This window comes from Adlercreutzia shanghongiae (assembly GCF_035830635.1).
Lineage (GTDB): Bacteria > Actinomycetota > Coriobacteriia > Coriobacteriales > Eggerthellaceae > Adlercreutzia > Adlercreutzia shanghongiae.
This window is the reverse complement of record NZ_JAYMFI010000037.1, coordinates 22,172-44,330: the sequence shown is the minus strand read 5'-3', so window position 1 is coordinate 44,330 and position 22,159 is coordinate 22,172. Positions and strand designations below refer to the sequence as shown.

General features: G+C 67.7%; 16 protein-coding genes. All 16 read right to left on the bottom strand.

Features of this window, described 5'->3' with window-relative positions:
* Positions 1 to 847 precede the first annotated feature (847 nt).
* The 16 genes from VJ923_RS11935 to VJ923_RS11860 all read right to left on the bottom strand — a co-directional run bounded on the left by VJ923_RS11935 (position 848) and on the right by VJ923_RS11860 (position 22,142).
* The gene (locus VJ923_RS11935; RefSeq protein ID WP_326441777.1) at positions 848 to 1,519 is read right to left on the bottom strand and encodes an ABC transporter ATP-binding protein; all 672 of its coding nucleotides are present in this window, start codon (positions 1,517 to 1,519) and stop codon (positions 848 to 850) included.
* Positions 1,513 to 2,874 carry an ATP-binding cassette domain-containing protein gene (locus VJ923_RS11930; protein ID WP_326441775.1) on the bottom strand — a complete coding sequence of 454 codons (1,362 nt, stop codon included), beginning with the start codon at positions 2,872 to 2,874 and terminating at the stop codon, positions 1,513 to 1,515. The genes VJ923_RS11935 and VJ923_RS11930 overlap by 7 nt, the downstream gene beginning before the upstream one ends.
* Before the next feature lie 9 nt (positions 2,875 to 2,883).
* A complete protein-coding gene (locus tag VJ923_RS11925) occupies positions 2,884 to 3,807 on the bottom strand; it encodes an ABC transporter permease (RefSeq protein ID WP_326441773.1) in 924 nt (307 codons plus the stop codon).
* Positions 3,804 to 4,982, bottom strand: coding sequence for an ABC transporter permease (locus tag VJ923_RS11920; RefSeq protein ID WP_326441771.1), 1,179 nt, complete (start codon positions 4,980 to 4,982; stop codon positions 3,804 to 3,806). Before VJ923_RS11920 ends, VJ923_RS11925 begins: the two co-directional genes overlap by 4 nt.
* Positions 4,983 to 5,172: 190 nt before the next feature.
* On the bottom strand, positions 5,173 to 6,840 hold the full coding sequence (locus VJ923_RS11915) for an ABC transporter substrate-binding protein (protein ID WP_326441770.1): 1,668 nt from the start codon (positions 6,838 to 6,840) through the stop codon (positions 5,173 to 5,175).
* Between the two features lie 128 nt (positions 6,841 to 6,968).
* The gene (gene ffh, locus VJ923_RS11910; RefSeq protein WP_326441768.1) at positions 6,969 to 8,384 is read right to left on the bottom strand and encodes a signal recognition particle protein; all 1,416 of its coding nucleotides are present in this window, start codon (positions 8,382 to 8,384) and stop codon (positions 6,969 to 6,971) included.
* A 13-nt stretch (positions 8,385 to 8,397) separates the two neighbouring features.
* The gene (ftsY, locus tag VJ923_RS11905; protein ID WP_326441766.1) at positions 8,398 to 9,753 is read right to left on the bottom strand and encodes a signal recognition particle-docking protein FtsY; all 1,356 of its coding nucleotides are present in this window, start codon (positions 9,751 to 9,753) and stop codon (positions 8,398 to 8,400) included.
* Positions 9,754 to 9,801: 48 nt separating this feature from the next.
* Positions 9,802 to 12,972 (bottom strand): DEAD/DEAH box helicase, encoded by a 3,171-nt coding sequence (locus VJ923_RS11900; protein ID WP_326441764.1) that lies wholly within the window; start codon positions 12,970 to 12,972, stop codon positions 9,802 to 9,804.
* Positions 12,963 to 14,342 carry a sodium-dependent transporter gene (locus VJ923_RS11895; protein WP_326441762.1) on the bottom strand — a complete coding sequence of 460 codons (1,380 nt, stop codon included), beginning with the start codon at positions 14,340 to 14,342 and terminating at the stop codon, positions 12,963 to 12,965. The genes VJ923_RS11900 and VJ923_RS11895 overlap by 10 nt, the downstream gene beginning before the upstream one ends.
* 138 nt (positions 14,343 to 14,480) lie before the next feature.
* Positions 14,481 to 14,816: a hypothetical protein gene (locus VJ923_RS11890; protein ID WP_326441760.1), complete on the bottom strand. Its 336-nt coding sequence runs from the start codon at positions 14,814 to 14,816 to the stop codon at positions 14,481 to 14,483.
* Positions 14,817 to 15,026: 210 nt separating this feature from the next.
* Positions 15,027 to 17,090, bottom strand: a complete 2,064-nt coding sequence (locus tag VJ923_RS11885) for a ribonuclease R family protein (protein WP_326441758.1) — start codon at positions 17,088 to 17,090, stop codon at positions 15,027 to 15,029.
* Complete coding sequence (locus tag VJ923_RS11880; RefSeq protein WP_326441756.1) at positions 17,083 to 18,399, bottom strand: S41 family peptidase; 1,317 nt, start codon at positions 18,397 to 18,399, stop codon at positions 17,083 to 17,085. The genes VJ923_RS11885 and VJ923_RS11880 overlap by 8 nt, the downstream gene beginning before the upstream one ends.
* Before the next feature lie 86 nt (positions 18,400 to 18,485).
* A complete protein-coding gene (gene ftsX, locus VJ923_RS11875) occupies positions 18,486 to 19,400 on the bottom strand; it encodes a permease-like cell division protein FtsX (RefSeq protein ID WP_326441754.1) in 915 nt (304 codons plus the stop codon).
* Positions 19,393 to 20,283, bottom strand: coding sequence for a cell division ATP-binding protein FtsE (gene ftsE, locus VJ923_RS11870; protein WP_455423871.1), 891 nt, complete (start codon positions 20,281 to 20,283; stop codon positions 19,393 to 19,395). Before ftsE ends, ftsX begins: the two co-directional genes overlap by 8 nt.
* A gap of 46 nt (positions 20,284 to 20,329) precedes the next feature.
* Positions 20,330 to 21,304, bottom strand: coding sequence for a transketolase family protein (locus VJ923_RS11865; RefSeq protein ID WP_326441752.1), 975 nt, complete (start codon positions 21,302 to 21,304; stop codon positions 20,330 to 20,332).
* Between the two features lie 10 nt (positions 21,305 to 21,314).
* Positions 21,315 to 22,142 carry a transketolase gene (locus VJ923_RS11860; RefSeq protein WP_326441750.1) on the bottom strand — a complete coding sequence of 276 codons (828 nt, stop codon included), beginning with the start codon at positions 22,140 to 22,142 and terminating at the stop codon, positions 21,315 to 21,317.
* Positions 22,143 to 22,159: the final 17 nt, after the last annotated feature.

Genomic DNA, 22,159 nt, shown 5'->3' with positions numbered 1-22,159 from the left:
AACCATACAGAACTGCCCTCAACTCCCTTTTCCACGGAGAAGACCATACTTTTGTATGGTTTGCGGAAAGAGCCGAGGCGAGGGGCAACGGGGCGAGGCGAGGCAGGAGGGCTGTCAGACCACGCGGGTGGCGAGGCGAGACGGAGGGGCACCCTCGACCGGATCCACCTCCCTCGCCTTCGTCTCGCCCACATCCTCGTCTCCGCCCCGCACCCTCGTCTCGCCTCGCACCCTCGTCTCGCCCACATCCTCGGCTCCGCCCCGCACCCTCGGCTCGCCCCGCAACTCCCCCGGCGCAAACTATGCAAAAGTACAGTTTTCTTCCTTCAAACCATACAGAACTGCCCTCAACTCCCTTTTCCACGGAGAAGACCATACTTTTGTATGGTTTGCGGAAAGAGCCGAGGCGAGGGGCAACGGGGCGAGGCGAGACGGAGGGGCTGTAGGGGACCACGCGGGTGGCGAGGCGAGACGGAGGGGCACCCTCGACCGGATCCACCTCCCTCGCCTTCGTCTCGCCCACATCCTCGGCTCCGCCCCGCACCCTCGGCTCGCCCCGCAACTCCCCCGGCGCAAACTATGCAAAAGTACAGTTTTCTTCCTTCAAACCATACAGAACTGCCTTCAACTCCCTTCTCCACGGAGAAGACCATACTTTTGTATGGTTTGCGGAAAGAGCCGCGGCGAGGGGCAACGGGGCGAGGCGAGACGGAGGGGCTGAAGCGGAGCGGAGGGGCCGCAGCGGGGCGGAGGGGCAGCGGGGCAAGACGGGGCGGAGGGGCTGCAGCGGGGCGGAGGGGCTGCAGCGGGGCAAGACGAGGCGGAGGGCTGCAGCAGGGCGGAGGGGCTACAGCGGGATTACGCGGGTGGCGAGGCGGGAGGCTAGGGCTGGGGAATGGGAGACGAAGATAAGACCCAGGTCGCGCTGGGCGGCCTGGTGCAGGAGCACCGACCAGATTTGGGCCTGGGTGACGGCATCGAGCATGGTGGAAATCTCGTCGGCGATAAGGTAGCGCGGATTCGCGAGCAGGGCGCGGGCGATGCAGAAGCGCTGCATCTCGCCGCCGGAGAGCTCGTGGGGGTAACGGGCGAGCCAGCGCGACTGAATGCCGAGGGCCTCGAGAAGAAGCGCGGTGGAAGACTCCGAGAGGCTCTCGCGCGGCGAGCGTATACGAGCGCGACGGCTTCGGCGGCCCCCTTCGTCCGCATTCGCGCCTTGCCCGGCAAGGGCCTCCATAAGGCTCGCCTCCATGCGCAGGCGCGGGTCCAGGGCGCGCTCGGGGTGCTGGCCGATGAGCTGCACGGGGCACGGACCCTTCTTGGGAAGCGGTGCGCCATCGACGAGTACCTTGCCTGCCTGCGGGGCGAGGTAGCCCGCAAGTACCCGGCACAGCGTTGTTTTGCCGGCGCCCGAAGGAGCAGCAATCTGCACGCGCTCGCCCGGCGCTATGGAAAGCGAGAGATTTTCGAAGAGAACGCGGCCGTCGAAGGCGACGGTGAGCTTGCGGGCTTCTAGCATGAGGGAGTTCCTTTGTCGGAAGCGTCATGGGTTCCGGCATCATCAGATGCCGGAACAGAGGGGCGCCCGAAGTCGCCCCCTACGTTTGAAGTCGAGGCGGTCGGGGCAGAGGCGATTGGGGCAGAGGCGGTCGGGGCAGAGGCGGTCGGGGCAGAGGCGGTTGGGGCAGAGGCGGTTGGGGCAGAGGCGGTTGGGGCAGAGGCGGTCGGGCTCAAGGCGGGGGCATGCTCCGTAGGGGCGGTGCTTGCGACTCCCTCCCGAACCGGTTCCACCTCCGAAGTCGCAAAATCGTGCTCGGGCAGGGCGTGCCAGAGTTGGCGGGTGAAGGGATGGGTGAGCGTTTCGGGCGAGGCGAAGGCGGCGACCGAGGTCTCTTCCACCACGGTGCCGTCGCGGAAGACGGCGACGCGGTCGGCCACGGTGAGGGCGAGCTCGATGTCGTGGGTGATGAGCACCACTCCCCCGCCTCCATCGGCAAACGCGCGAAAGTCCTCCAGAGCCTTCACGGCCAAGGGCAGATCGAGGCCCGGCGTGGGCTCGTCGGCCACGATGAGCTTCGGCTGCTCCATCAGCGCGCAGCACAACAGCACGCGGCGGGCCATGCCGCCGGAAAGCTCGTGGGGATACATCCGCGCCACGGCTTCGGAAAGCCCGTAGCGGGCGAAGAGCTCCTGGCGCCGGGCGCGACGGCGGGCCGCATCGGCACGACGAGCGGCCCCGCGACCCTGCGGCGTCCCTTCCACCTGGCGTCCCACGCGCATGAGCGGATCAAGGCTTGCCACCGACTGGGGCACAAACGCGATGCCGCGCCCGCGCTCGGCGGCAAGGGCGGCGGCGTCCATGGCCCGGCCGTCGAACCAGATGCGGCCGCGCACGAGGGCGTTGGGCTCGAACAGGCCCAAAATGGCATCGGCGAGCAGGGTCTTTCCCGATCCCGACGCGCCCACCACGGCCACGATCTCGCCCTCGTGCACCGAAAGGCTCAGGGAGTGAATGACCTCCACCTCCCGCTGAGGCGCATCCAGGAAGCGGCAAGGCGCGCTGGCGCGGCGCCGTTTTCGCAGAGGATTGCCGCGCGAATCGCTTTTCCCGAGCGCCTTGCCCCGCTCGTTTTCGCCGAGGCGCCCTTCCGCGCCGTCTTCGCTTTCGGCGCCATCCTCGTCGCGCTCCTCGTACATGCGGAAGGCGACAGAAAGGTTTTCCACCGTCAGCAGATGGTGGCCGTGCACATGGCGGGAATCGGCCGCGTGGGAATGGTGGTGGTGCACCGGCGATGCGCCATGGTCGAGAGATTCGTGCCCTGCGCCGCCGAGAGCCTCGTGCTCCGCGCGTTTGCCGAGTGGTGTGTGCTCCATGCTCCCCTCCTATTCCTGGGCGCTCAGCGGGTCGACGAGCTTGCGAAGGCTCGTGCCCACGACGTCGAACAGCATCACGCAGGCCACGAGCGCGAGTCCCGGGAACACCGCGAGCCACCACATGCCCGCCGAGAGATAGCCCATGGCCTCGGAAAGGATGATGCCGATGGCAGGCATCTCAGGCGGCAGGCCGAAGCCGAGGAAGGTGATGGCGGCCTCGTGCAGAATGGCGTGGGGAAACAGCAGCACGAGCCCCACGACGAACTGCGGCAGCACGAAGGGCAGCATATGGCGCACGGCGATGGAAAGGCGGCTCGCGCCGAGACGGGCAGCCGCGGCGACGAAATCGGCCGAGGCGCACTGGAGAATCTCGGCGCGCAGGACGCGGGTGAGGCTCGGCCAGTGCGTGAGGGCCACGCCGACGGTGACGCCCCAAAAGCCCTTCCCCAGCGCATAGGAAATGAGAATGAGCAGCACGATATGGGGAATGCCCATCACCAGGTCGGTCAGCCAGCTGACGGCGTGGTCGGCCCAGCGCGGTCCCAGGGCGGCAGCGGCGGCCAGGGCCAGGGCGATGAGCGAGGAGGCCACCGCGGCACCCAGCCCCACCAGCACGCTCGTAGACAGGCCCGCGAGCGTGCGCAGGAACATGTCGCGGCCCATCCAATCGGTGCCGAAGGGGTGCGCAAGGGAAGGCGCGAGGTTCTTCGCGGCGAAATCGGTGGCCTGGGCGGCGGGCCCGACGATAAGCCCCGCCACCACGACGGCGACGAGCAGCAGCGCGCCTCCCGCCGCGAGCGCAAGGGCGCGGCGGCGATTGGGAAGCCGGCGGCCGCGAGGCGCCGAGAGCACGGGAGCGGCCGACGCATCAGGCGCGGCATCGGCAGCGGCCCCGGCGGAGCCGAGAGCCGCAGAGCAGGCAGCATCAGTCATCGGGGACCTCCTTCCGCGGAATCCGGATCCTTCGACTCGCTTCGCTCGCCCAAGATGACATGAGAAGGTTGATCGTCCCCCACAGCGAGGAAAACCCGCGCATCAGTGTCATCCTGCGCGGAGGCGCGCGGCGGGCGACCACCCGTGTCATCCTGCGCGGAGGCGCGCGGCGCCGGAGTCGAAGGATCTCCACCTGCATCTCGGCGCACAGGGCGCATGCGCGGGTCCACCAAGCCGTAGATGAGGTTCGCGGCCAAGTTCCCCGTGAACACGAGCGCCGCCGACACGAGCGCGATACCGGCGAGCAGGGCCACGTCGCCCCCCAGACCCGCGGTTACCGCGGCCTGACCGAGCCCGGGATAGCTGAACACCTCTTCCACGAGCACCGAGCCGCCGAATATCTCGGCGATTTGGGAGAACTGCAGGGTAATGGCGGGAAGGGCCAAGTTGCGCAGACCGTGGCGGGCCATGGCCTCGCGGCGCGTAAGCCCGCGGGCCCGGGCGAAGCGGACATAGTCGCTGCCCAGCACATCGATGGCCTTGGCGCGGGTGTGCAGCGCCACGTTCGCCACGCCCACCACTGACAGCGTGATGGCCGGCAGCGCCATATGGCGCAGCGCGTCGGCAAAGGTGACGTCGGCAGCGGAGACGCCCACCGGCACCGAGAAGCCGAGCGGGAACCACCCGAGCCCCACCGCGAAGACCATGAGCAGCAAAAGGCCCACCCAAAACGTCGGCGAGGCGGCGAGCACGAAGCAGTAGGCGCAGACGACCTTGTCCAGCGCACGGCCCTCCCTCAGCGCCGCCGCCACGCCGAGGCCAAACCCCAGCACGCCCGAGACGATCCAGGCCACGCCCATAAGCGCCAGGGAATTGCCCGCCCGGGAGGCAATGACGTCGGCCACGGGCATGTTATAGCGCAGCGACAGCCCCATATCCCCTCGCAGCAGATCGCCGAACCAAGCAACGAACCGCTCGTGCATGGGAACGCCCGCGCCCCAGTAAGCCGCCAGCGCCTCCCGCTTCTCCTCGCTCATGCCCAACAGCGCCGCCTGCCCCACATTGGCCTGCAGCGGATCGACCGGCGATAAGCTCACCAGCGCGAAGGTAACCACGGCCACCGCCACCATCAGCAGCAAAAACCGTCCGATATGCTCCAAGACAAACCGCGTCATTCCAACAAGGTCAACCTCTCCTCGTTCGGGCCGGCAGGGGCGTCGGCGCCTTTCTCTGAACACTGCCTATAAAACGCGGCCAAAGGCCGCCCGTTGAATACATGAAGGAGCGCAGCGCCTGAGGCCGAAGGCCGAAAAGCGAAGCGGGAAAGTCGACGACGCCCCTGCCGGTCCGAACGCCGAGGAACCCCTAGCTCCACGACCACCGATCGATGTTGTTCACCAGCGACCACCCGTGCCCGTGAGGGTGCGGCTTCTGCTCCGCCACCTTAAGCCCGTCGCGCTCGAAGTACAGGTGGTCCACGTTGGCAAGCCACACCCAGGTAGCCGCCCCTTCAGGCGCCACGCCGGTCTTCGTGGCCGCATCCCACTGGGCGGCCTGGTAGAAGGGATAGGACTCCTCCACGGTGCGGGCCGCCTGGGCCGCCTCCAGGTTGGCGTCCACCTCGTCGCTCATGTACTGGGCGTAGTTGCCCCAACCCGCAGAGTAGGTGAGCTCGTAAAGCTCCACCGGCGAGTTGGAGCCCCAGCCCCACAGCACCGGGTCGGCGTACTGGCGCGTGTAGATGTCGTCCCAGCTGGCCCCCTTGGGCGTGACGGCTATGCCCAGCGCAGCGCACTGGTCGGCGAAGTCGTAGGCTAAGGCCTGGCGGGTGGAATCGCCCGCGGCGTAGTACAAATCGAAGGCGCAGGGCACGCCGTCGCGGGAGCGCGCACCGTCGTCGCCGCGGGCCCATCCGGCCTCATCCAGCAGGCGCTCGGCGGCCGCGACATCGGTTTCCACGCGCATGGCCGCACTCGACCAGGGCATGCCGTCGCCCACAGAGTAGGCGGCGCGCCCGAAACCGGACAGCACGCGCTCGATCATGGCCTCGCGGTCGACACCGCAGTTCAGCGCCTGGCGCACAGCGATGTCGCAGGTCACGTCGTTGCCGCCGAGGTACACCATGTCGCCTTCCACCACCACGTCGGTACCGGCGGGATTGCACGGCAGCGAGATGCCGCGGGAATCCACCGAGGCGCAGTTCAGCAGGCGGTAGCCCGCGGGCACCGCGCCGGCAAGAGCCGCCGAGGTGTAGGCCACATCGGCCACCCCCGAGCTCGCCGCGGCCAGCGACGCGTCCTCTTCCATGAACAGCACCACCACCCGGTCCATGAGCGGCTTCTCGCCGTAGTAGTCGGGATTGGCGCGCAGAATAACCTGCTGGCCGCGGTCCCACTGCTCCAGCATATAGCGGCCGCTGCCGATGGGGTTCTCGCCGTAATCGGCCCCGTAGGCATGGGCCGGCACGATGCCCACCACGGCCAGCGTGTACAGAAGCGCGTTGTTGGGGCGCTTCATGGCGATCTCGCAGGTAGTGGCATCAAGGGCGCGGGCTTCCTGCACCATGGACAGGTCGGCCTCGGCACCCTCGCCGCTGGCAATGCCGTTGATGGTGAAGGCCACGTCCTCGGCCGTCAGCGGCACGCCATCGGTGAACTTCACATCGTCGCGGATGGTGAACGTCCAGGTAAGGCCGTCCTCGGAACAGGAGTAGCCGGTGGCCAGGTCGTTCACGAAAGCCAGGTTGTTATCGGTGGCGATGAGGGTGGACTGGATGAGCGGCTCGTGCACGTGCTCGCCGGCGCCCCAGCCCACGAGCGGGTTGAAGCCGGCCGCCGGCTCGGAGGAAGGCGTCATGGTGATGACCACCTGGCTTACGCCGCTGGGTTCCGCACCTGCTCCCGCGGCCGCATCGGCAGCCGCGCCCGAAGCGCCCGCTCCCCCGTCGCCTCCGCACCCTGCCAGCGCACCGGCGCCCACGACGCCCGCAGCGCATCCGCACGCTTTCAGAAACGACCTTCTCGACAACGCCATGGCAACCCCCTTGTGGTGTTACATCTCTTCAAGACGTAACAATACCACAGAACGCCGCCTAGTGTTACGAAATTCAGTTTCGTAATCCCAAACGGCCTCTTGCGAAAAACGAAAGGAGGCGAGGCAGCCTACTGGCCCATCATGTCCTGGATCTTCTTCAGGTCCTTCATGGACATGCCGCCCATGCCCGGAATGCCCAGGCCGCGGCGGCGCTTCCCCTTCTTCCCCTTCTTGCCCTTGCGAGACGCCTGCTGCTCCATGCCGGCCGTGGCCTGCTTCACCATCTTCTTGGTCTCGTTGAACTTTTTCATCATCTGGTTCACGTCGGTCACCGTGACGCCGGCGCCACGGGCGATGCGCGCACGGCGGCTGCCGTTCAAAAGCTCGGGCTTGGCGCGCTCGGCTTTGGTCATGGAGTTGATGATGACCTCCATGGCGTCGAGCGCCCCCTCGTCCACCTGGCCGGACGCGAGCGCCTTGTCGCCGCCGGGCAGGGCCGAGACGAGCTTCTGCACGCCGCCCATCTTGCGCATCTGGGCGTTCATCATCACGAAGTCGTCCAAGGTGATCTGCCCGCGCATCATGCGCTCGGCCTCGAGCTCCTCTTCCTCCTGTTGCTGCACGCGCACGGCCTGCTCGATCAGCGACACCACGTCCCCCATGCCGAGGATGCGCTTGGCCATGCGGTCGGGATGGAACACCTCCAGGGAATCGGGCTTCTCGCCCGAGGAGATGAACTTGATGGGCTTGCCCGTCACCTCGCGCACGGACAGCGCGCCGCCGCCGCGGGCGTCGCCGTCCATCTTCGACATGATGACGCCGTCGAAATCCACAGCAGCGGAGAAGGCCTCCACGACGTTCACCACGTCCTGGCCGGTCATGGCGTCCACCACCATGAGAATCTGGTCGGGCTTCACGGCCTGCTTGATGGCCTGGGCCTCCTCCATCATGTCGGCGTCCACGTGCAGGCGTCCGGCGGTGTCGATGATGACCACGTCGCGCAGGTTGTCGATGGCGTCCTGGATGCCCTCGCGCGCGATGGCCACCGGGTCGCGCCCGTCGCCGCGGTACACGCGCACGCCGATCTCGTCGCCCAGCGTTTGCAGCTGGTCGGCGGCGGCGGGACGGTATACGTCGCCGGCGATGAGCAGCGGGGCGTGGTTCTCCTGCTTCAAGCGATAAGCCAGCTTGGCCGCCGCCGTGGTCTTGCCGGAGCCCTGCAGGCCCACGAGCATGATGACGTTGGGAATGCGGCTGCCCAGCACGAGCCGCGAATCGGTGCGGCCCAGAAGCTCGGTGAGCTCGTCCAGCACGATCTTCACCACGTTCTGCGCCGGGGTGAGCGAGTCGAGCACCTCGGCGGCAAGACAGCGCTCCTTGGTGCGGGCGACGAAGTTCTTCACCACTTTGAAGTTGACGTCGGCCTCCAGAAGCGCCAGGCGAATCTCGCGCATGGCGGCGTTGATGTCGTCCTCGGTCAGGCGGCCCTTCGATTTCAGGCCGGAGAAGATGCCCTGAAGGCGTTCGGAGAGGTTCTCGAGCATGGGGATTCCTTATCTAGTCAAACAGACGCTTCCAGAAGCTTTTCTTTTCGGGCTCGGCGGCCGGCTCGGGCTCGGCGGCCTCTTCCTCGGCGGCCTCTTGGGCCAGCTCGGCCAGCTCGTCGTCGGTGAAGGGGGCCTCCTCGGCCTCGACGTCATCCTCTTCAACGACGATGGTCTCGTGGGTGCGGTGGCCCAGCGCGGCCTCGAGGAGGTCGCCTTCGCCCTCTTCGGCGGCCTCGGCGAAGGCCACCTCGACGTCTTCCTGCTCGTCGAGCACCGGCTCGACATAAGGTTCAATAGCGTCTGCAACCTCGTCTTCCGGCACCGCTGCCTCCTCCGCTTCGGCGACCGCGGCAACCGGCGCGCCCTCGAGCACATCGCGGCGGCGCTCGCCGGCGGTGACGGCGGCCTGCTTGGCGTTCTCGCCGCGCAGGCTGTCCTCAGCGGCGTCGAAGCGCTCGTCAAAGGTGCCCACCAGGGCCAAGGCGAACTCGTGGGCGTCGAAATCGCGCAGATCGTCGATGCCCTCGCCCACGCCGATCTTCAGGATGGGCAGCTGCAGATCGTGGCTCACGGCCAGCGCGATGCCGCCTTTGGCCGTGCCGTCGAGCTTCGTGACGATGAGCGCGTCCAGATCGAGCGCGCGGTTGAACTCGCGCGCCTGCTGCAGGCCGTTCTGGCCCGTGGTGGCGTCGATGACGAGCACCGTGTACACCGGCAGCGAACTGCGCTTGCGCACCACCGAGACCACTTTCTCCAGCTCGCGCATAAGGTCGGCGGAGGTGTGCAGGCGTCCGGCCGTGTCGATGAGCACGAGCTCGGCTCCGCAGGCCTCGGCGCGCTCCAGGGTGTCGTAGCACACGCTCGCCGGGTCGGCGCCACGCTCGCGGGTGACCATCTCCACGCCGGCGCGGCGGGCCCACACTTCCAGCTGCTCGATGGCGGCGGCGCGGAAGGTGTCGGCCGAGCCTAAGATGACGGCGCGCCCCTCATCGGCGGCCACCTTGGCGAGCTTGCCCACGGTGGTGGTCTTGCCCGTGCCGTTGATGCCCACGAACAGCACCACAGCCGGCCCGCCGCCGAAGATGTCGGCGCCCGGCTCGGTGAAGGTGGAGGCGATCTCGTCGTTCAAGAGGTCGAGCACGGCGTAGGCGTCGGGCAGGGCCTTGCGGGTGGCCGCATCGCGCAGGTTCTCCACGATGTCGCTGGCCGCAGCCCCTCCCACGTCCGATAGGATGAGGGTCTCTTCCAAGCCCTCCCAGAACTCCTCGTCCAGATCCGGCCCGCGGTCGAGCAGGACGTTCATCGACTCCTTGAACTTGTCGCGCGAGCGGGACAGCCCCTCGCCGATGCGATCGAAAAAGCCCATCGGGCACTCCTTCGGATTTCAAATTGGCGTTCCGACCAGTTTACCCTATTAGCCGCCGAGCAGGTCGTAGAGTTCCTCGGGCGTTAGAGAACGCGCAGACTCGAAGGGGTCGCAACACGCGCCGGAAGCCACGCCCGCCGCCGCGCCTGAAGCCGCCTGGGGCCCGCCCTCGCCTTCCCCGCTCCCCTCGGCATCGAGGATAAGGGCGGCCAGCTCGTCCTTCATGCGGGCGAGCTCCACCATGCGCTCTTCGATGGTGTCGGCGGCCACCAGCTCGTAGATCGTGACGGGGCGGCTCTGGCCGATGCGGTGGGCGCGGTCGGCGGCCTGGCGGGCCGCGGCGGCGTTCCACCAGGGGTCGGTGTGCACCACGCAGGTGGCGCCGGTGAGGTTGAGCCCCACGCCGCCCGCTTTCAGCGAGATGAGGAACACCGGCACCTCCCCGCCGTTGAAGGCCTCGGCCAAATCGAGGCGCTCGGCGGCCGGCGTGGCCCCGGTCAGCTCGAAGAAGGCGACGCCCTCCTCGCCAAGGCGCGCGGCCACGCGAGTGAGAAAGCTCGTGAACTGGGAGTAGACGAGCATCTTCTGGCCCGATCCCACCCCATGGGCCACCACATCGAGCAGCGCCTCCATCTTGGCCGAGGCGCCCTTGTAGTTCTCGAAGACGAGGGCCGGATCCAGCGCGATGCGCCGCAGGGCCGTCAGCTCCGCGAGCACCTGCACCCGGGGCGCGGCGGCCTCGCGCTCCTTATCGCTCATATGCTTCGCGCCGCGGGAGCGCGACAGCCGAATCTGCGCGGCCAAGCGCTCGCGCAGCGACTGCTCGGCGCCGTCGTAGAGCCGCCGCTGCTCCCCCTCGAGGGCCACGAGCACCCGCGAGACCGTCTTTTCCGGAAGCTCCGGGGCCACCTGCTCTTTGGTGCGCCGCAGGATGAAGGGGGCCACAAGCGCGCGCAGGCGACGGGCCGCCTCCTCGTCGCCGCCGAGGATGGCGGCATCGAAGCGCTCGCGGAAGCGCTGGTAGGGGCCGAGCAGGCCCGGCATGAGGAAGTCGAAGAGGCTCCACAGCTCCGAGAGGCGGTTCTCCATGGGCGTGCCCGTGAGCGCCAGGCGGCGGCGCGCGCGCAGGCGCTTCACGGCGCGCGTGGTGCGGGTGGCGTGGTTTTTGATGTAGTGCGCCTCGTCGATGACGACGACGTCCAGGTCCGCCTCCTCCCACTCCCGGGCGTCCTGGCGCAGCAGGTCGTAGGAGGTGATGAGGATGGGAGGCGGGTCCTCCGCGCCGCAAGACGCCGCCTCCCGCAGCGCGCGGCGCTCAGCGGGCGTGCCCGCGACCACCGCCACGGGAAGCTTGGGCGCGAAGCGGTCGAACTCGGCCTTCCAGTTGTAGATAAGCGAAGCGGGGCATAGGATAAGGCTCGGAAGGTCCGGGGCGCCCTGGGCGTAGCGCTCGGCCAGGGCCGCGATGACCTGCAGGGTCTTTCCCAGCCCCATCTCGTCGGCGAGAATGCCGCCGAAGCCGTAGGCCCACAGCGCCCCGATCCAGCGCGCACCGGCGGCCTGATAGGGCCGCAGCACGTCCGAGAGCGCGCCCTCCCAGCGGCCCGCCGCGGCCCCCTCGGCCCCCTCGGCCTGAACCGAGGCGTGCAGCGCGCGGTACTGGTCGACGAAGCGGGCGAAGCCGTCCTCGCGGTAGGCGTCGGCAAGCTCGTTGGCGAGGTAGAAGGCCTGCCAGGTGGGCAGCTCCACCCGCCCGGCGGCCAGATCGGCCTCGCTTACGCCCATATCCTCCATAAGACGGCGCAAGGGCCCCATCTCGGCCTCTTCCACGTTCACGAACGCGCCCTGGCGCAGACGGTGGAAGCGGCGGTGGCGCCGATAGCTTTCCAGAAGCGCCGCCAGCTCCTCTTTCGGAACATCGGCGACGGCCACGTCCATGGCGATGAGGTCGCCGGCCAGGGAAAGCCCCACCTGTAGACGCGGCGCGCGCCCGAAGAGCAAGCGGTCGAAGGCGGCCGTGGTATGCACCTCGCCCAAAGCCTGGAAGCGTGCCAGACCCTCGAACAGCAGGCGCCCGGCAGCCTCCTCGTCGGCAAGCTCCACCACGCCCGTGGGCGGGAAATAGGCGCGCAGAAGCTCCAGGGCCGCCTGCTCGCGCGCCAGATCGCGCACGGGCAGCGCCACGGCATCCGGCCCCTCGCCCTCAGGCGGCGCCGCAGCGATGCCGGAGACGACCACGGTGCCCTCGCGCACCCGATCTAGCGCCGCCGGCACCGCCGAGCGTGCCACGGCCAGGACCACCTCGCTCTCGCCGTAGCGGGCGCAACAGGCCACTTCCACCGCATCTGCCACCTTGTCGAAGAAAAAGGCGAGCTTGCAGGGGCGGCGGCGATAGGCGGCCAGCGCGGGCGGCACGGACACCTCGAAGGCGCGCTCGAGCCGCGGCAGCACATGGGCGCCGAAGGCAGCGGCGTCATCGGCGGCCAGGTGCAGCTCGCGGTCATCGGAGCGGTACACCTCGCGCAGGAAATCGGCACCGTCGGAAAAGGCCTCGGTGGTGCGGTAGAACACGCCGTCGTAGAGCACATAGGACGCACCGCCCGCCGCGGCGCCGATGAGGGCGTCGTCGCGCACGAGCGTAAAGCCCTCGCCGTCTTCCACCAGCCTCAGCACCGCCGGCGGGTCGCCCGCCTGCACCGATACTGTTTGGGAAGCGCGCACCGAGCCGTCGGTGCAGCGGAAGGCGAAGGAGAGCCCGTCCATGGCATCGAGGAAATCCACCGCCTCGGCCTCGGTCAGATCCACCGAGCGCCCCAGCGCGCCGCCCGACGCCGCGCGGCCCACCCGAGAGGCGCCCCGGCCCCGAAGCCCATCGGGCGCCCCGCTTGCCGCGCCCTCGCGCCCGCGGGCTTGCGCGATGCGCTCGATGAAGCGCAGAAGCGGCCGGCTTGCCGGCGCGAAGGCTGCCGCCCGGTGCACGAAGGAGAGCTTCGGCCCGTAGGTGGCCGCCTCCACCGCGCGCACCGCCTGGGCAAAGGCCCCGATAGAGGGCACCACATAGCGGCCGCGCGGCCCGCGCAGGGCCAGCTTCAACGAGAATTCCCCGAAGCCGTAGGCAAGCTCCGGCTCGATGAGCACCGAGCCGTCCTCCGTCTCGGGAGCGGCGGCCATGGCCTTAAGGTAGGCCGCAAGCGACGGGCTCGTCGACGTCACAGCCACGAGCTCACGATAGGCACCCAGCCCATGATGAGGATGATAATCACGAGCACCGGCACCCCGAAGCGCATCCAGGGACGCAGCCACACGGGGAACTTGAGCCCGTCGCCCTCATTGGCCTCGGCAAGGAACCTCTTCCATCCCCAGCCGCCCTTCGACACGCAGAACAGCACGTAGACCAGAGAGCCCAAGGGCATGATGTTGCTGGAAACGAGGAAGTCCTCCACCGTTTGAATATCGCCCACGCCGGGCATGACCACGTCGGAGAGCACGTTGAACCCGAGCGCGCAGGGCAGCGACAGCAGCGGGATGGCGATGAGGTTCACCGTCACCGCGCGCTTGCGCGACCAGCCCCACTCGTCCATGGAAAACCGCAGGATGCCCTCGAACACGGCGATGACCGTGGAGAGCGCCGCGAAGGACATGAACACGAAGAAGAGCGTGCCCCACACCTGCCCGCCCCACATCTGCTCGAAGACGCTCGGCAGCGTGATGAACACGAGCCCCGGGCCCGAATCGGGCGCCACGCCGAAGGCGAAGCAGGCCGGGAAGATGATGAGGCCCGTGGCCAGGGCCACGCCGGTATCCAGCACGCCGATGGTGGCCGCCTCGCCCATGAGCGAGCGGTGCTTGTCGATGTAGCTGCCGAAGATGGTCATGGACCCCATGCCGATGGAGAGCGTGAAGAAGGCCTGGCCCATGGCCGCGTAGGCCGCCTCGAAGAACGTATCGGGGCTGCCGAAGATCTTCGAGAAATCGGGCAGCAGGTAGAAGGCCACGCCCTCGCCGGCCCCGGGCAAGGTGAGCGAGCGGATGACGAGCACGCCGAGAATGGCCAGAAGCGCGATCATCATCACCTTCGTGATGCGCTCCACGCCCTTCTGCACGCCCAGCGAGCAGACGAGGATGGACACCACGCACACGAGCGCCATCCAGAACACGCACTCCACCGGCGAGGCCAGCATGGCGTCGAAGGCGGCGGAGGTGGCCGCGGTGTCGGCCCCCACGAACTGCCCCGAGGCGAACTTCGGCACGTAGGCCAGCATCCAGCCGGCCACGGTGGTGTAGAACATCATGAGCAGGTAGCAGCCGACGATGCCCACCCATTTGTACTTGTGCCAATGAGTGCCCGCAGGCTCGAGCACGTTGAACGCCCGGGCGATGGAGCGCTGGGAGCCGCGGCCCACGGCGAACTCCATGACCATGATGGGAAGGCCCAAAATGACGAGGAACACCAGGTACATGACGAGGAAGGCCGCACCGCCGTATTCGCCGGTGATATAGGGGAAGCGCCAAACGTTGCCAAGGCCGATGGCGCAGCCGGCGGAAATGAGGATGAACCCCAGACGGCTTCCGAATCGCTCTCGTTCCATGAGTCTCCTTTAAGCGGGCGGCGTGCGCGCCTCCGCATCGTTTGCATTGGACACCATGCTACCAGAAGGCGGAAGCCCGCTGCCGGGAATTATCCAAGCAGCGGGCTTCCGCCGGGCGTCGTTGGGAACAAGCCTGATTTATTTGCCGGCGGCCTTCTTCGCCTCGTCGGCCTTGTCGGCAGCGGCGTCCTTCAAATCGGAGGCCTTCTCGGCCGCGGCGTCCTTGATCTCGCTCGCCTTGTCGGCGGCGGCGCTCGCAGCGTCGGCGGCCTTCTGCTTGGCGGCGTCGGCCGCATCCTGGGCGGCGTCGGCGGCCTGGGAGGCCTTCTCAGCGGCGGCGTCCTTCAGGTCCCCCGCCTTCTCGGCGATGTCGTCCTTCAGATCTCCGGCCTTCTCGGCGATGTCGTGCGCCCCGTCCTGGAACGCCTCCTTGATATCCTCGCCGGCTTCCTTCATCTTGTCGATAAAGCTCATGGTGAATCTCCCTTCATCGGGGGCCTGCTTACTCTGGGGTAGCCTCACCATAGCCCCCGGACAGGGCGGACATCATGGGCAATCGCAGCTGACGATGACCCCTTGACTGTCCGTTATGGAGCGGTAATCTGAACGGCCGCCTAAGCGCGGCGGCCCTCGCACGCCTCCTGAATGCTCAAGGCTTTCAGAAGGAGGCGAAGGCGCCGGCCTCTAGCGCGGGCCGGCCAAGGCGAACTCGAGCGAGCTCGTCGCGACATCGGCGCTCTTCAGCATCACGGCGATGCGCTGGCCGAGGCGGTAGGTCGCCCCCGTCTCGTCGCCTGCGAGCTGATAGCGGGCGGCGTCGAAGAAGAAGTACTCGTCGCCCAAGGCGCGCACGGGAAGGAGCCCTTCGGCCGTGCACTCGAGGCGCACGTAGAGCCCGTAGCTGGCCACCCCCGACACCACCGCCGAGAACAACTGGCCCACGAACGCGGACAGGTACTCCACCATCTTCAGCTCCTGGGACTGGCGGGCCGCCTCGTCGGCCACCCGCTCCATATCCGAGGAGTGCTCGGCGATCCAGGGCAGGGCCGCCACTTCCTGGTCGAACTTCTCGGGCCGGCGCGCGAGGGCCGCCCGCAGCATGCGGTGCACCACCAGATCGGGATAGCGGCGGATGGGGCTGGTGAAGTGGCAGTACACCTCGCTCGCCAGGCCGTAGTGCCCGAGGTTCTCGGGACGATACACCGCCCGCTTCATGGCCCGCAGAAGCAGCGAGCTGACAAGCTCCCCCTCGCTGCGCCCGGCGCTGGCCGCAAGAATCTCCTGGATGACCTTGGGATCTCCCGCCACCAGGCGCGCCTCCATGGGACGGGCGAACCAGTCGAACTCTTGGAACACGGGGATGAGCGAGCCCAACGCGTCGGAGGCCGGCGCCTCGTGCACGCGGTAGATGCAGGGAAAGCGCTTCGCCTCCAGAAAGCCCGCCACCGTCTCGTTGGCCAAGATCATGGCCTCCTCAATGAGGCGCGTGGCGTCGGTCTTCTTCCTCAGGACGATGTCGACGGGACGCCCTTCCGCATCAAGGGCCACCTTGGCCTCGGTGGTGGCGAAGTCGACCCCCCCGGCGCGAGCGCGGGCCGCCTCGCGCAGCTTGGCCAGGCGCGAGCACTCCGCGAGGCGCCAGGCAATAGCGCCGCCCGCCGCAGCGTCGCCGCCCGCCGCAGCGTCGTCGCCCGCGCCGTTCGCAGCGCCCCCCGCGCCTGCCGCGAGCCCGCCTCTGCCGTTAAGCAGCATAGCGTCGGCCTCGCCGTAGCTCAGGCGCGCCTTCGACCGAATAAGGGCCGGGTACAGCTTGAAGCGCACGAGCTCGCCCTCGTCGTTCAGGAACAGATCCGCCGTCATGGAGCGGCGATCGACCCCCGGGGCCAGCGAGCACAGCTCGTCGGAGAGCGCCGGCGGCAGCATGGGAACGACGCGGTCGGCCAGATACACGCTCGTGGCGCGGCGGCGGGCGTCCAGATCCACCGAGGAGTTCCAGGGCACGTAGTGGCTCACGTCCGCGATATGCACGCCGAGCCGCCACAGGCCCTCTTCCTCAAGGAAGTCAAGGGACAGCGCGTCGTCGAAATCCTTTGCGTCGGCCGGGTCGATGGTGAACACGAACCGACTGCGCAAATCGCGGTAGCCGGCCGCCAGGGCGCCTTCCTCGTCCAAAACCGCAGCGGCGGCATCGGCCAGGGCCCCTTCCGAGAAGACCGTCTCCAGCTTGTGGCGGCCGATGATCAGATCGATGCCGGCCCGGGGCGCATCGGAGGTCTCGGCGAGCACCTCCTCCACAAAGCCCGTGGCCGCCGAGCGGCGCGTGGGGAACTGGGCGATGCGCACCCGCACGAGCGCCCCGTCGGGCACCTCGGGCGATTCGGCGCGCATGGTGAACACGTCGTAGGGGATGCGCGGATCGGCCGGCACCACCACGCCGAAGGGCTCGGCCACCTCGTAGCGGCCCACCACCGTGTCGTGGGCGCGATCGACCACCGAGAGCACCCGGGCCGCGGGCCGGCCGGACATATCGCCCTCATCGGCCGCCGAGCGCCCCTTTTTGCGCGCGCCGGAGCGCAACGGGGCTATTTCCACCAAGTCGCCGTCGAAGGCCCCGCCTAAAGACGAGGCGGGGATGAAGTACTCCCCCTCGGCCGTCTGCACGAAGCCGAAGCCGCCGGCGCTCACCGACACGACGCCCCGGGGGTTCGCCTTGGGACGGCGCCGGGCGCCGCGGCGGTTCCTAGCCATTGGTCGGCACCAGGGCGCGGGCCATGTCCACGCCGGTGGAGAGCTGGGAGTCGGGGGCGTCCTCGGTCTCGCCGTTCACCACGCCCACCTGGGGCACCACGCCCACGTTGTCGATGGGCTGGCCCTGGGGCGTGAGGTAGTAGGCGGCGGTGTAGCGCACCGCCCCGCCGAAGTCGAGCTCGCGCACCACCTGCACCGAGCCTTTGCCCACGCTCGTCTCCCCTACCACCTCGGCGCGCTGGTTGTCCTGCAGCGCCGCGGCGAGCACCTCGGCGGCGGCCGACGTGTAGCGGTTCACCACTACCACGAGCGGCGTCTTCTCGAAGGGGCAGGTGCCCGAGGCCGCCTTGGAGGTGGGGGGGCCGTCGTTGGTCTGAATCTGCACGAGCACGCCGGAGTTCACGAACAAGCTCGCAATGTCCACGGCCTGGGTAAGATAGCCGCCCGGGTTGTCGCGCAGATCGAGCACGATGGCGAGCGCCCCCTGCTCGGTGAGCGATTCCACCGCATGTTTCACCAGCTCGGCGGCGTTGCTCGTGATCTGGCGCACCTTCACCACGCCCACATTTCCCAGAAGCTCGGTGGTGAGGTTTGCCTCCTCGTACACCTTGCAGGTAAGATCGGTGGTGAACTGCTCGCCGGTCTGGGCATCGAGGCTCGAGGGCCGCATCCACGCGATGGAGACGCTCTCGCCCTCGTCCTTGGCCAGGGCGTTCACCACTTCGGTCATCGACCAGGCGGACACGTCCTCGCCGTCGATGGAAGCGAGGAAGTCGCCCTGCTGCACTCCTTTGGCCTCGGCCTCGGACCCTTCGAACACATCGGAGACGTAGGCGCGCCCGTTGTAGTCGGCGAACACCACGCCGATGCCGGCATAGCTGCGCTCGGTGGTCTCCTTGATATAGCTGTTGTACAGATCGGGGTTGTAGTAGGTGGCATAGGGGTCGCCGGTGGACTTCATCATGTCGTCGAGCATGGAATAGGTGGCCGAGGTAAGGTCGACGCTGTCCATGGAATAGGTGGCCAGGATGTCCTCCACATCGCTCACGCGGGCCGAGATGGACTCGTAGGTGTTGTTGGCCGCCGCGGCGGCGAGGGCCGCCTGCTCGTCGTCGGACACGGGGATGCCCCAGCTGGCCACCAACTCGGTCTGGCTGCGCAGGGCAAAGCCCCCGACAAAGGCCACCGTCATCAGAATGACCATGGAAAAGACCTTGAACATCATGTGATTCGTCGCCTGTTCCATGCGCCGCTCGCTGCGCTCCTTGGAATTCGGGACGAGATGCCGCCCGTTGCGTTCCCTGGCCATGGGCACTCCTTACCGCTAAAAACGCGACCCCCGCGGCCTTGCGGCGTCGCGGGGGTCGCGCCGAATCGCTTTCCGTTGCGCTTATTCTACACCTTCAGATAGCGCCTCATCGCGAAGGCGGAACCGAGAAGGCCGATGACGAGGCCGGCGATCACGAGCACGATGTAAATCATGAGGTAGGTGTTGCCGGACACATCAAGGGAGAGGAACGACAGCGCGCTTTGCAGCTTCGGCACGCCGTACATGCGCAGAAGCTGCAGCACGCCGACGGCCAGAAGCGAGCCGATGATCGCGTGCAGGGCGCCCTCCATGAGGAAGGGGCCGCGGATGAAGCCGTTCGACGCGCCCACCAGGCGCATGATGGCGATCTCCTTGCGGCGCGCCATGATGGCCAGACGGATGGTGTTGTTGATGAACACGAGCGCGATGAACACGAGCAACAGCACCAGGGCCACGCCCAGGTAGCGCACGTACTTGGTCACCGAGAACAGGCGGTCGACGGTCTTTTGGCCGTACTTGAGCGAGTCGGCCGGGTCGTCCGGCTCGTCGCAGATGGAGCGGAACGTCTCGTCGGCCTCGATGGCCGCGGCGATCTCGTCCACCTTCTGCGGGTCGGACAGGCTCACGTCGATGGAGGCCGGCAGCGGGTTGGTGCCGTCCAGCTGCTCGATGATCTCGGGGTTGGTGGTCATGGAGTTGCTGAAGCTCTCCAGCGCCTGCTCCTTGGTGGTAAAGCCGACGCTTTCCACGCCCTCCATGCCCTTGATCATGGACGAGACGGCGTCGATGGACTCCTGGGGAGCGTCGTCGGCCACGTACGCGGTGATGGACACCTCGTCCTCGATGGAGGACACGAGGTGCTCGACGATGGTGCCGCCCACCAAAAACACGCCGATGATGAGCAGCGACAGGAAGATGGTGATGATGGAGCCGAGCGTCGTGGAGAGGTTGCGCGCGAAGCCCTGCAGCGACTCCTTGAAGAAGTAGAAGAGACTAGACATCGAAACCGTACACCCCCCTGTCCTGGTCGCGGGTCAGATGACCTCGGTCGAGCGCGATGACGCGACGGCGCATGTTGTCCACCATCTCGCGGTCGTGGGTGGCCACGAGCACGGTGGTGCCCGTGCGGTTGATGCGCTCGAGCAGATCCATGATGCCGCGGGAGGTTTGCGGGTCCAGGTTTCCCGTGGGCTCGTCGCAGATGAGCAAAGGCGGGCGGTTCACGATGGCACGCGCGATGGACACGCGCTGCTGCTGGCCGCCGGAGAGCTGGTCGGGGTAGCTGTTCAGCTTATCGGACAGGCCCACCAGACGCAGCACCTCAGGCACCTGGGTCTTGATGACATGGCGGCTCTTGCCGATTACCTCCAAGGCGAAGGCGACGTTCTCGAAGACCGTCTTGTTCGGCAGAAGCTTGAAGTCCTGGAACACGCAGCCGATGTTGCGGCGCAGGTAGGGCACGCGCCAGTTGCGCATGGTGGTCAAATCCTCGTCGGCCACGTAGATCTTGCCGCTCGTGGGCTTGATCTCGCGGGTCAGAAGGCGGATGAAGGTGGATTTGCCCGATCCAGAATGGCCCACGAGGAAGATGAACTCGCCAGCGAAAATCTGCAGCGTGATGTCGTGCAGGGCGGGTTTCTTCGGCTGGGCCGGGTAGGTCTTGGTCACGTGATCGAAGGTGATGACCGGCGCGCCCATGGGGGCGGCCATCTCGTCCACTTCGAGCACGGGCAGGGCCTGGGACAGCTGGGAGGTCATCGACGCCTTCTGGGCGCTACCGGTCTGGGGGGCCGCCGCGCGAGAGCGCGGGTTGTTGCCCTGGGCCGATACGCCGGCGTGACGGCCGGTGCGACCAGGATTTCCCTGGTTCCGTTCATTCGTCACAGCTTGCTCCGTTCAGGTTGTTCGTTACTGAGACTGAGTCATTCTATCAAAGGGCCGCGCGTTCACGAACCTTTTTCACAGCTTCAACAATGGAGGCGGCATCGATGGCGAAGTAGGCGAGCAGTTCCTCGAACTCGCCGGACTTGCCGAAGCGGTCGCGCACCGCCACCTGCTCGACGGGCACCGGGTCGGTCGCGGCGAGCAGCTCGCACACGGCGCTGCCCAAGCCCCCGATGGCGGAATGCTCCTCGGCCACCACCACGCAGCGGGTCTTGGCCACCGAGGCCAGGATGGTCTGGTCGTCGAGCGGCTTCACCGAGAAGGCATCGATGACCTCGGCAGAGACGCCCGACTCGGCGAGCGCATCGGCGGCGGCCAGGGCCTCGCGGATCTCCACGCCGTTGGCCACGATGGTCACGTCCGCGCCCTCGCGCAGCACGTAGGCCCGACCGATTTCCAGCTCCACGTCATCATCGTAGACGCAGGGCACCGCGGCGCGGCCCATGCGCACGTACACCGGGCCGGGGGTCTGGGCAGCCAGGCGCAGGGCGGCGCGGGCGGCGGCGTAGTCGGCGGGCACGAGCACGCGCATGCCGGGAAGGCCGCGCATGAGGGACACGTCCTCGAGCATCTGGTGCGACCCGCCGTCGGGGCCCACGGAGATGCCCGCGTGGGTGGGGGCGATCTTCACGTTCAAGCCGGAATAGCACACCGTGTTGCGAATCTGGTCGTAGGTGCGCCCCGTGCCGAACACGGCGAAGGAGCCGGTGAAGGCGATGTTGCCGGCCAACGAGAGGCCGGCGGCCACATCGATCATGTTCTGCTCGGCGATGCCGCAGTTGAACAGACGGTCGGCGTGTCCCGCATCGGCAAGCTTCTTGGTAGTGGTAGAGCCGGTAAGGTCGGCGTCCACAGCAACGACGGGCAGACCTTCGCCGGCCAGCTCCGCCAAGGTGGCGCCAAAGGCGGCGCGGGTGGCCTTCTTCTGGGCAGCAGCCTTTTCACTTGCGAGTTTCACCATGACAGGCCTCCTATTCCGCAGCGGCGGCAAGCTCCGCCAGGGCCGCTTCAAGTTCTTCAGGTTTCGGCGCCTTGCCGTGCCAGCCGGCCTCGTTCTCCATGAAGGAGACGCCCTTGCCCTTCACCGTCTTGGCAATGAGCGCGAGCGGGTGGTCGTTCTCCTGCGCCTTGCGGGCGGAAAGCACCTCCACGAGCGCCTCGATGTCGTGGCCGTCCACGCGCTGCACATCCCAGCCGAAGGCGGCGAACTTATCGCCCAGATCGCCCGGGTCGCACACGTCGTGGATGCAGCCGTCGATCTGCAGCTCGTTGTTGTCGATGATGGCCACCAAGCGCCCGAGCGCCTTGTGGGCGCCGAACATGGCGGCCTCCCACACCTGGCCCTCTTCGCACTCGCCGTCGCCCAGCACCGTGAAGACGAACCCGTCCTCACCAGTTAGGCGCAGACCCGCCGCCAGGCCGCAGGCCACGGAAAGCCCCTGGCCGAGCGAGCCGGTGGACACCTCCACGCCGGGCAGAAGGTTCGAATCGGGGTGTCCCTGCAGGCGCGTACCGAGCTTGCGCAGGGTGTGGATCTCTTCCTTCGGGAAATAGCCGGCCTCGGCAAGGGTGGCGTAGAGCGCCGGTGCGGCGTGCCCCTTGGCCAGGATGAAGCGGTCGCGGCCGACCATCTTCGGGTCGTTCGCGTCGTAGTTCATGACGCCGCCGAAGTAGAGCGCCGTCAGAATGTCGGCGCAGGAAAGCGACCCGCCGGGGTGCCCGCTTCCCGCCTCGGTGATCATGGTCAGGATGTCCCGACGGATGTCGGTGGCCTTCGCCTGCAAGGCGGCAGTATCCATGTGTCTTCCCTTTCCCG

Excerpts from the sequence above, each read along its gene's own strand:
- VJ923_RS11935 (WP_326441777.1), bottom strand. The coding sequence starts at position 1,519 with ATGCTAGAAGCCCGCAAGCTCACCGTCGCCTTCGACGGCCGCGTTCTC.
- VJ923_RS11930 (WP_326441775.1), bottom strand. The coding sequence starts at position 2,874 with ATGGAGCACACACCACTCGGCAAACGCGCGGAGCACGAGGCTCTCGGC.
- VJ923_RS11925 (WP_326441773.1), bottom strand. The coding sequence starts at position 3,807 with ATGACTGATGCTGCCTGCTCTGCGGCTCTCGGCTCCGCCGGGGCCGCT.
- VJ923_RS11920 (WP_326441771.1), bottom strand. The coding sequence starts at position 4,982 with ATGACGCGGTTTGTCTTGGAGCATATCGGACGGTTTTTGCTGCTGATG.
- VJ923_RS11915 (WP_326441770.1), bottom strand. The coding sequence starts at position 6,840 with ATGGCGTTGTCGAGAAGGTCGTTTCTGAAAGCGTGCGGATGCGCTGCG.
- ffh (WP_326441768.1), bottom strand. The coding sequence starts at position 8,384 with ATGCTCGAGAACCTCTCCGAACGCCTTCAGGGCATCTTCTCCGGCCTG.
- ftsY (WP_326441766.1), bottom strand. The coding sequence starts at position 9,753 with ATGGGCTTTTTCGATCGCATCGGCGAGGGGCTGTCCCGCTCGCGCGAC.
- VJ923_RS11895 (WP_326441762.1), bottom strand. The coding sequence starts at position 14,342 with ATGGAACGAGAGCGATTCGGAAGCCGTCTGGGGTTCATCCTCATTTCC.
- VJ923_RS11890 (WP_326441760.1), bottom strand. The coding sequence starts at position 14,816 with ATGAGCTTTATCGACAAGATGAAGGAAGCCGGCGAGGATATCAAGGAG.
- VJ923_RS11885 (WP_326441758.1), bottom strand. The coding sequence starts at position 17,090 with ATGGCTAGGAACCGCCGCGGCGCCCGGCGCCGTCCCAAGGCGAACCCC.
- VJ923_RS11880 (WP_326441756.1), bottom strand. The coding sequence starts at position 18,399 with ATGGCCAGGGAACGCAACGGGCGGCATCTCGTCCCGAATTCCAAGGAG.
- ftsX (WP_326441754.1), bottom strand. The coding sequence starts at position 19,400 with ATGTCTAGTCTCTTCTACTTCTTCAAGGAGTCGCTGCAGGGCTTCGCG.
- VJ923_RS11865 (WP_326441752.1), bottom strand. The coding sequence starts at position 21,304 with ATGGTGAAACTCGCAAGTGAAAAGGCTGCTGCCCAGAAGAAGGCCACC.
- VJ923_RS11860 (WP_326441750.1), bottom strand. The coding sequence starts at position 22,142 with ATGGATACTGCCGCCTTGCAGGCGAAGGCCACCGACATCCGTCGGGAC.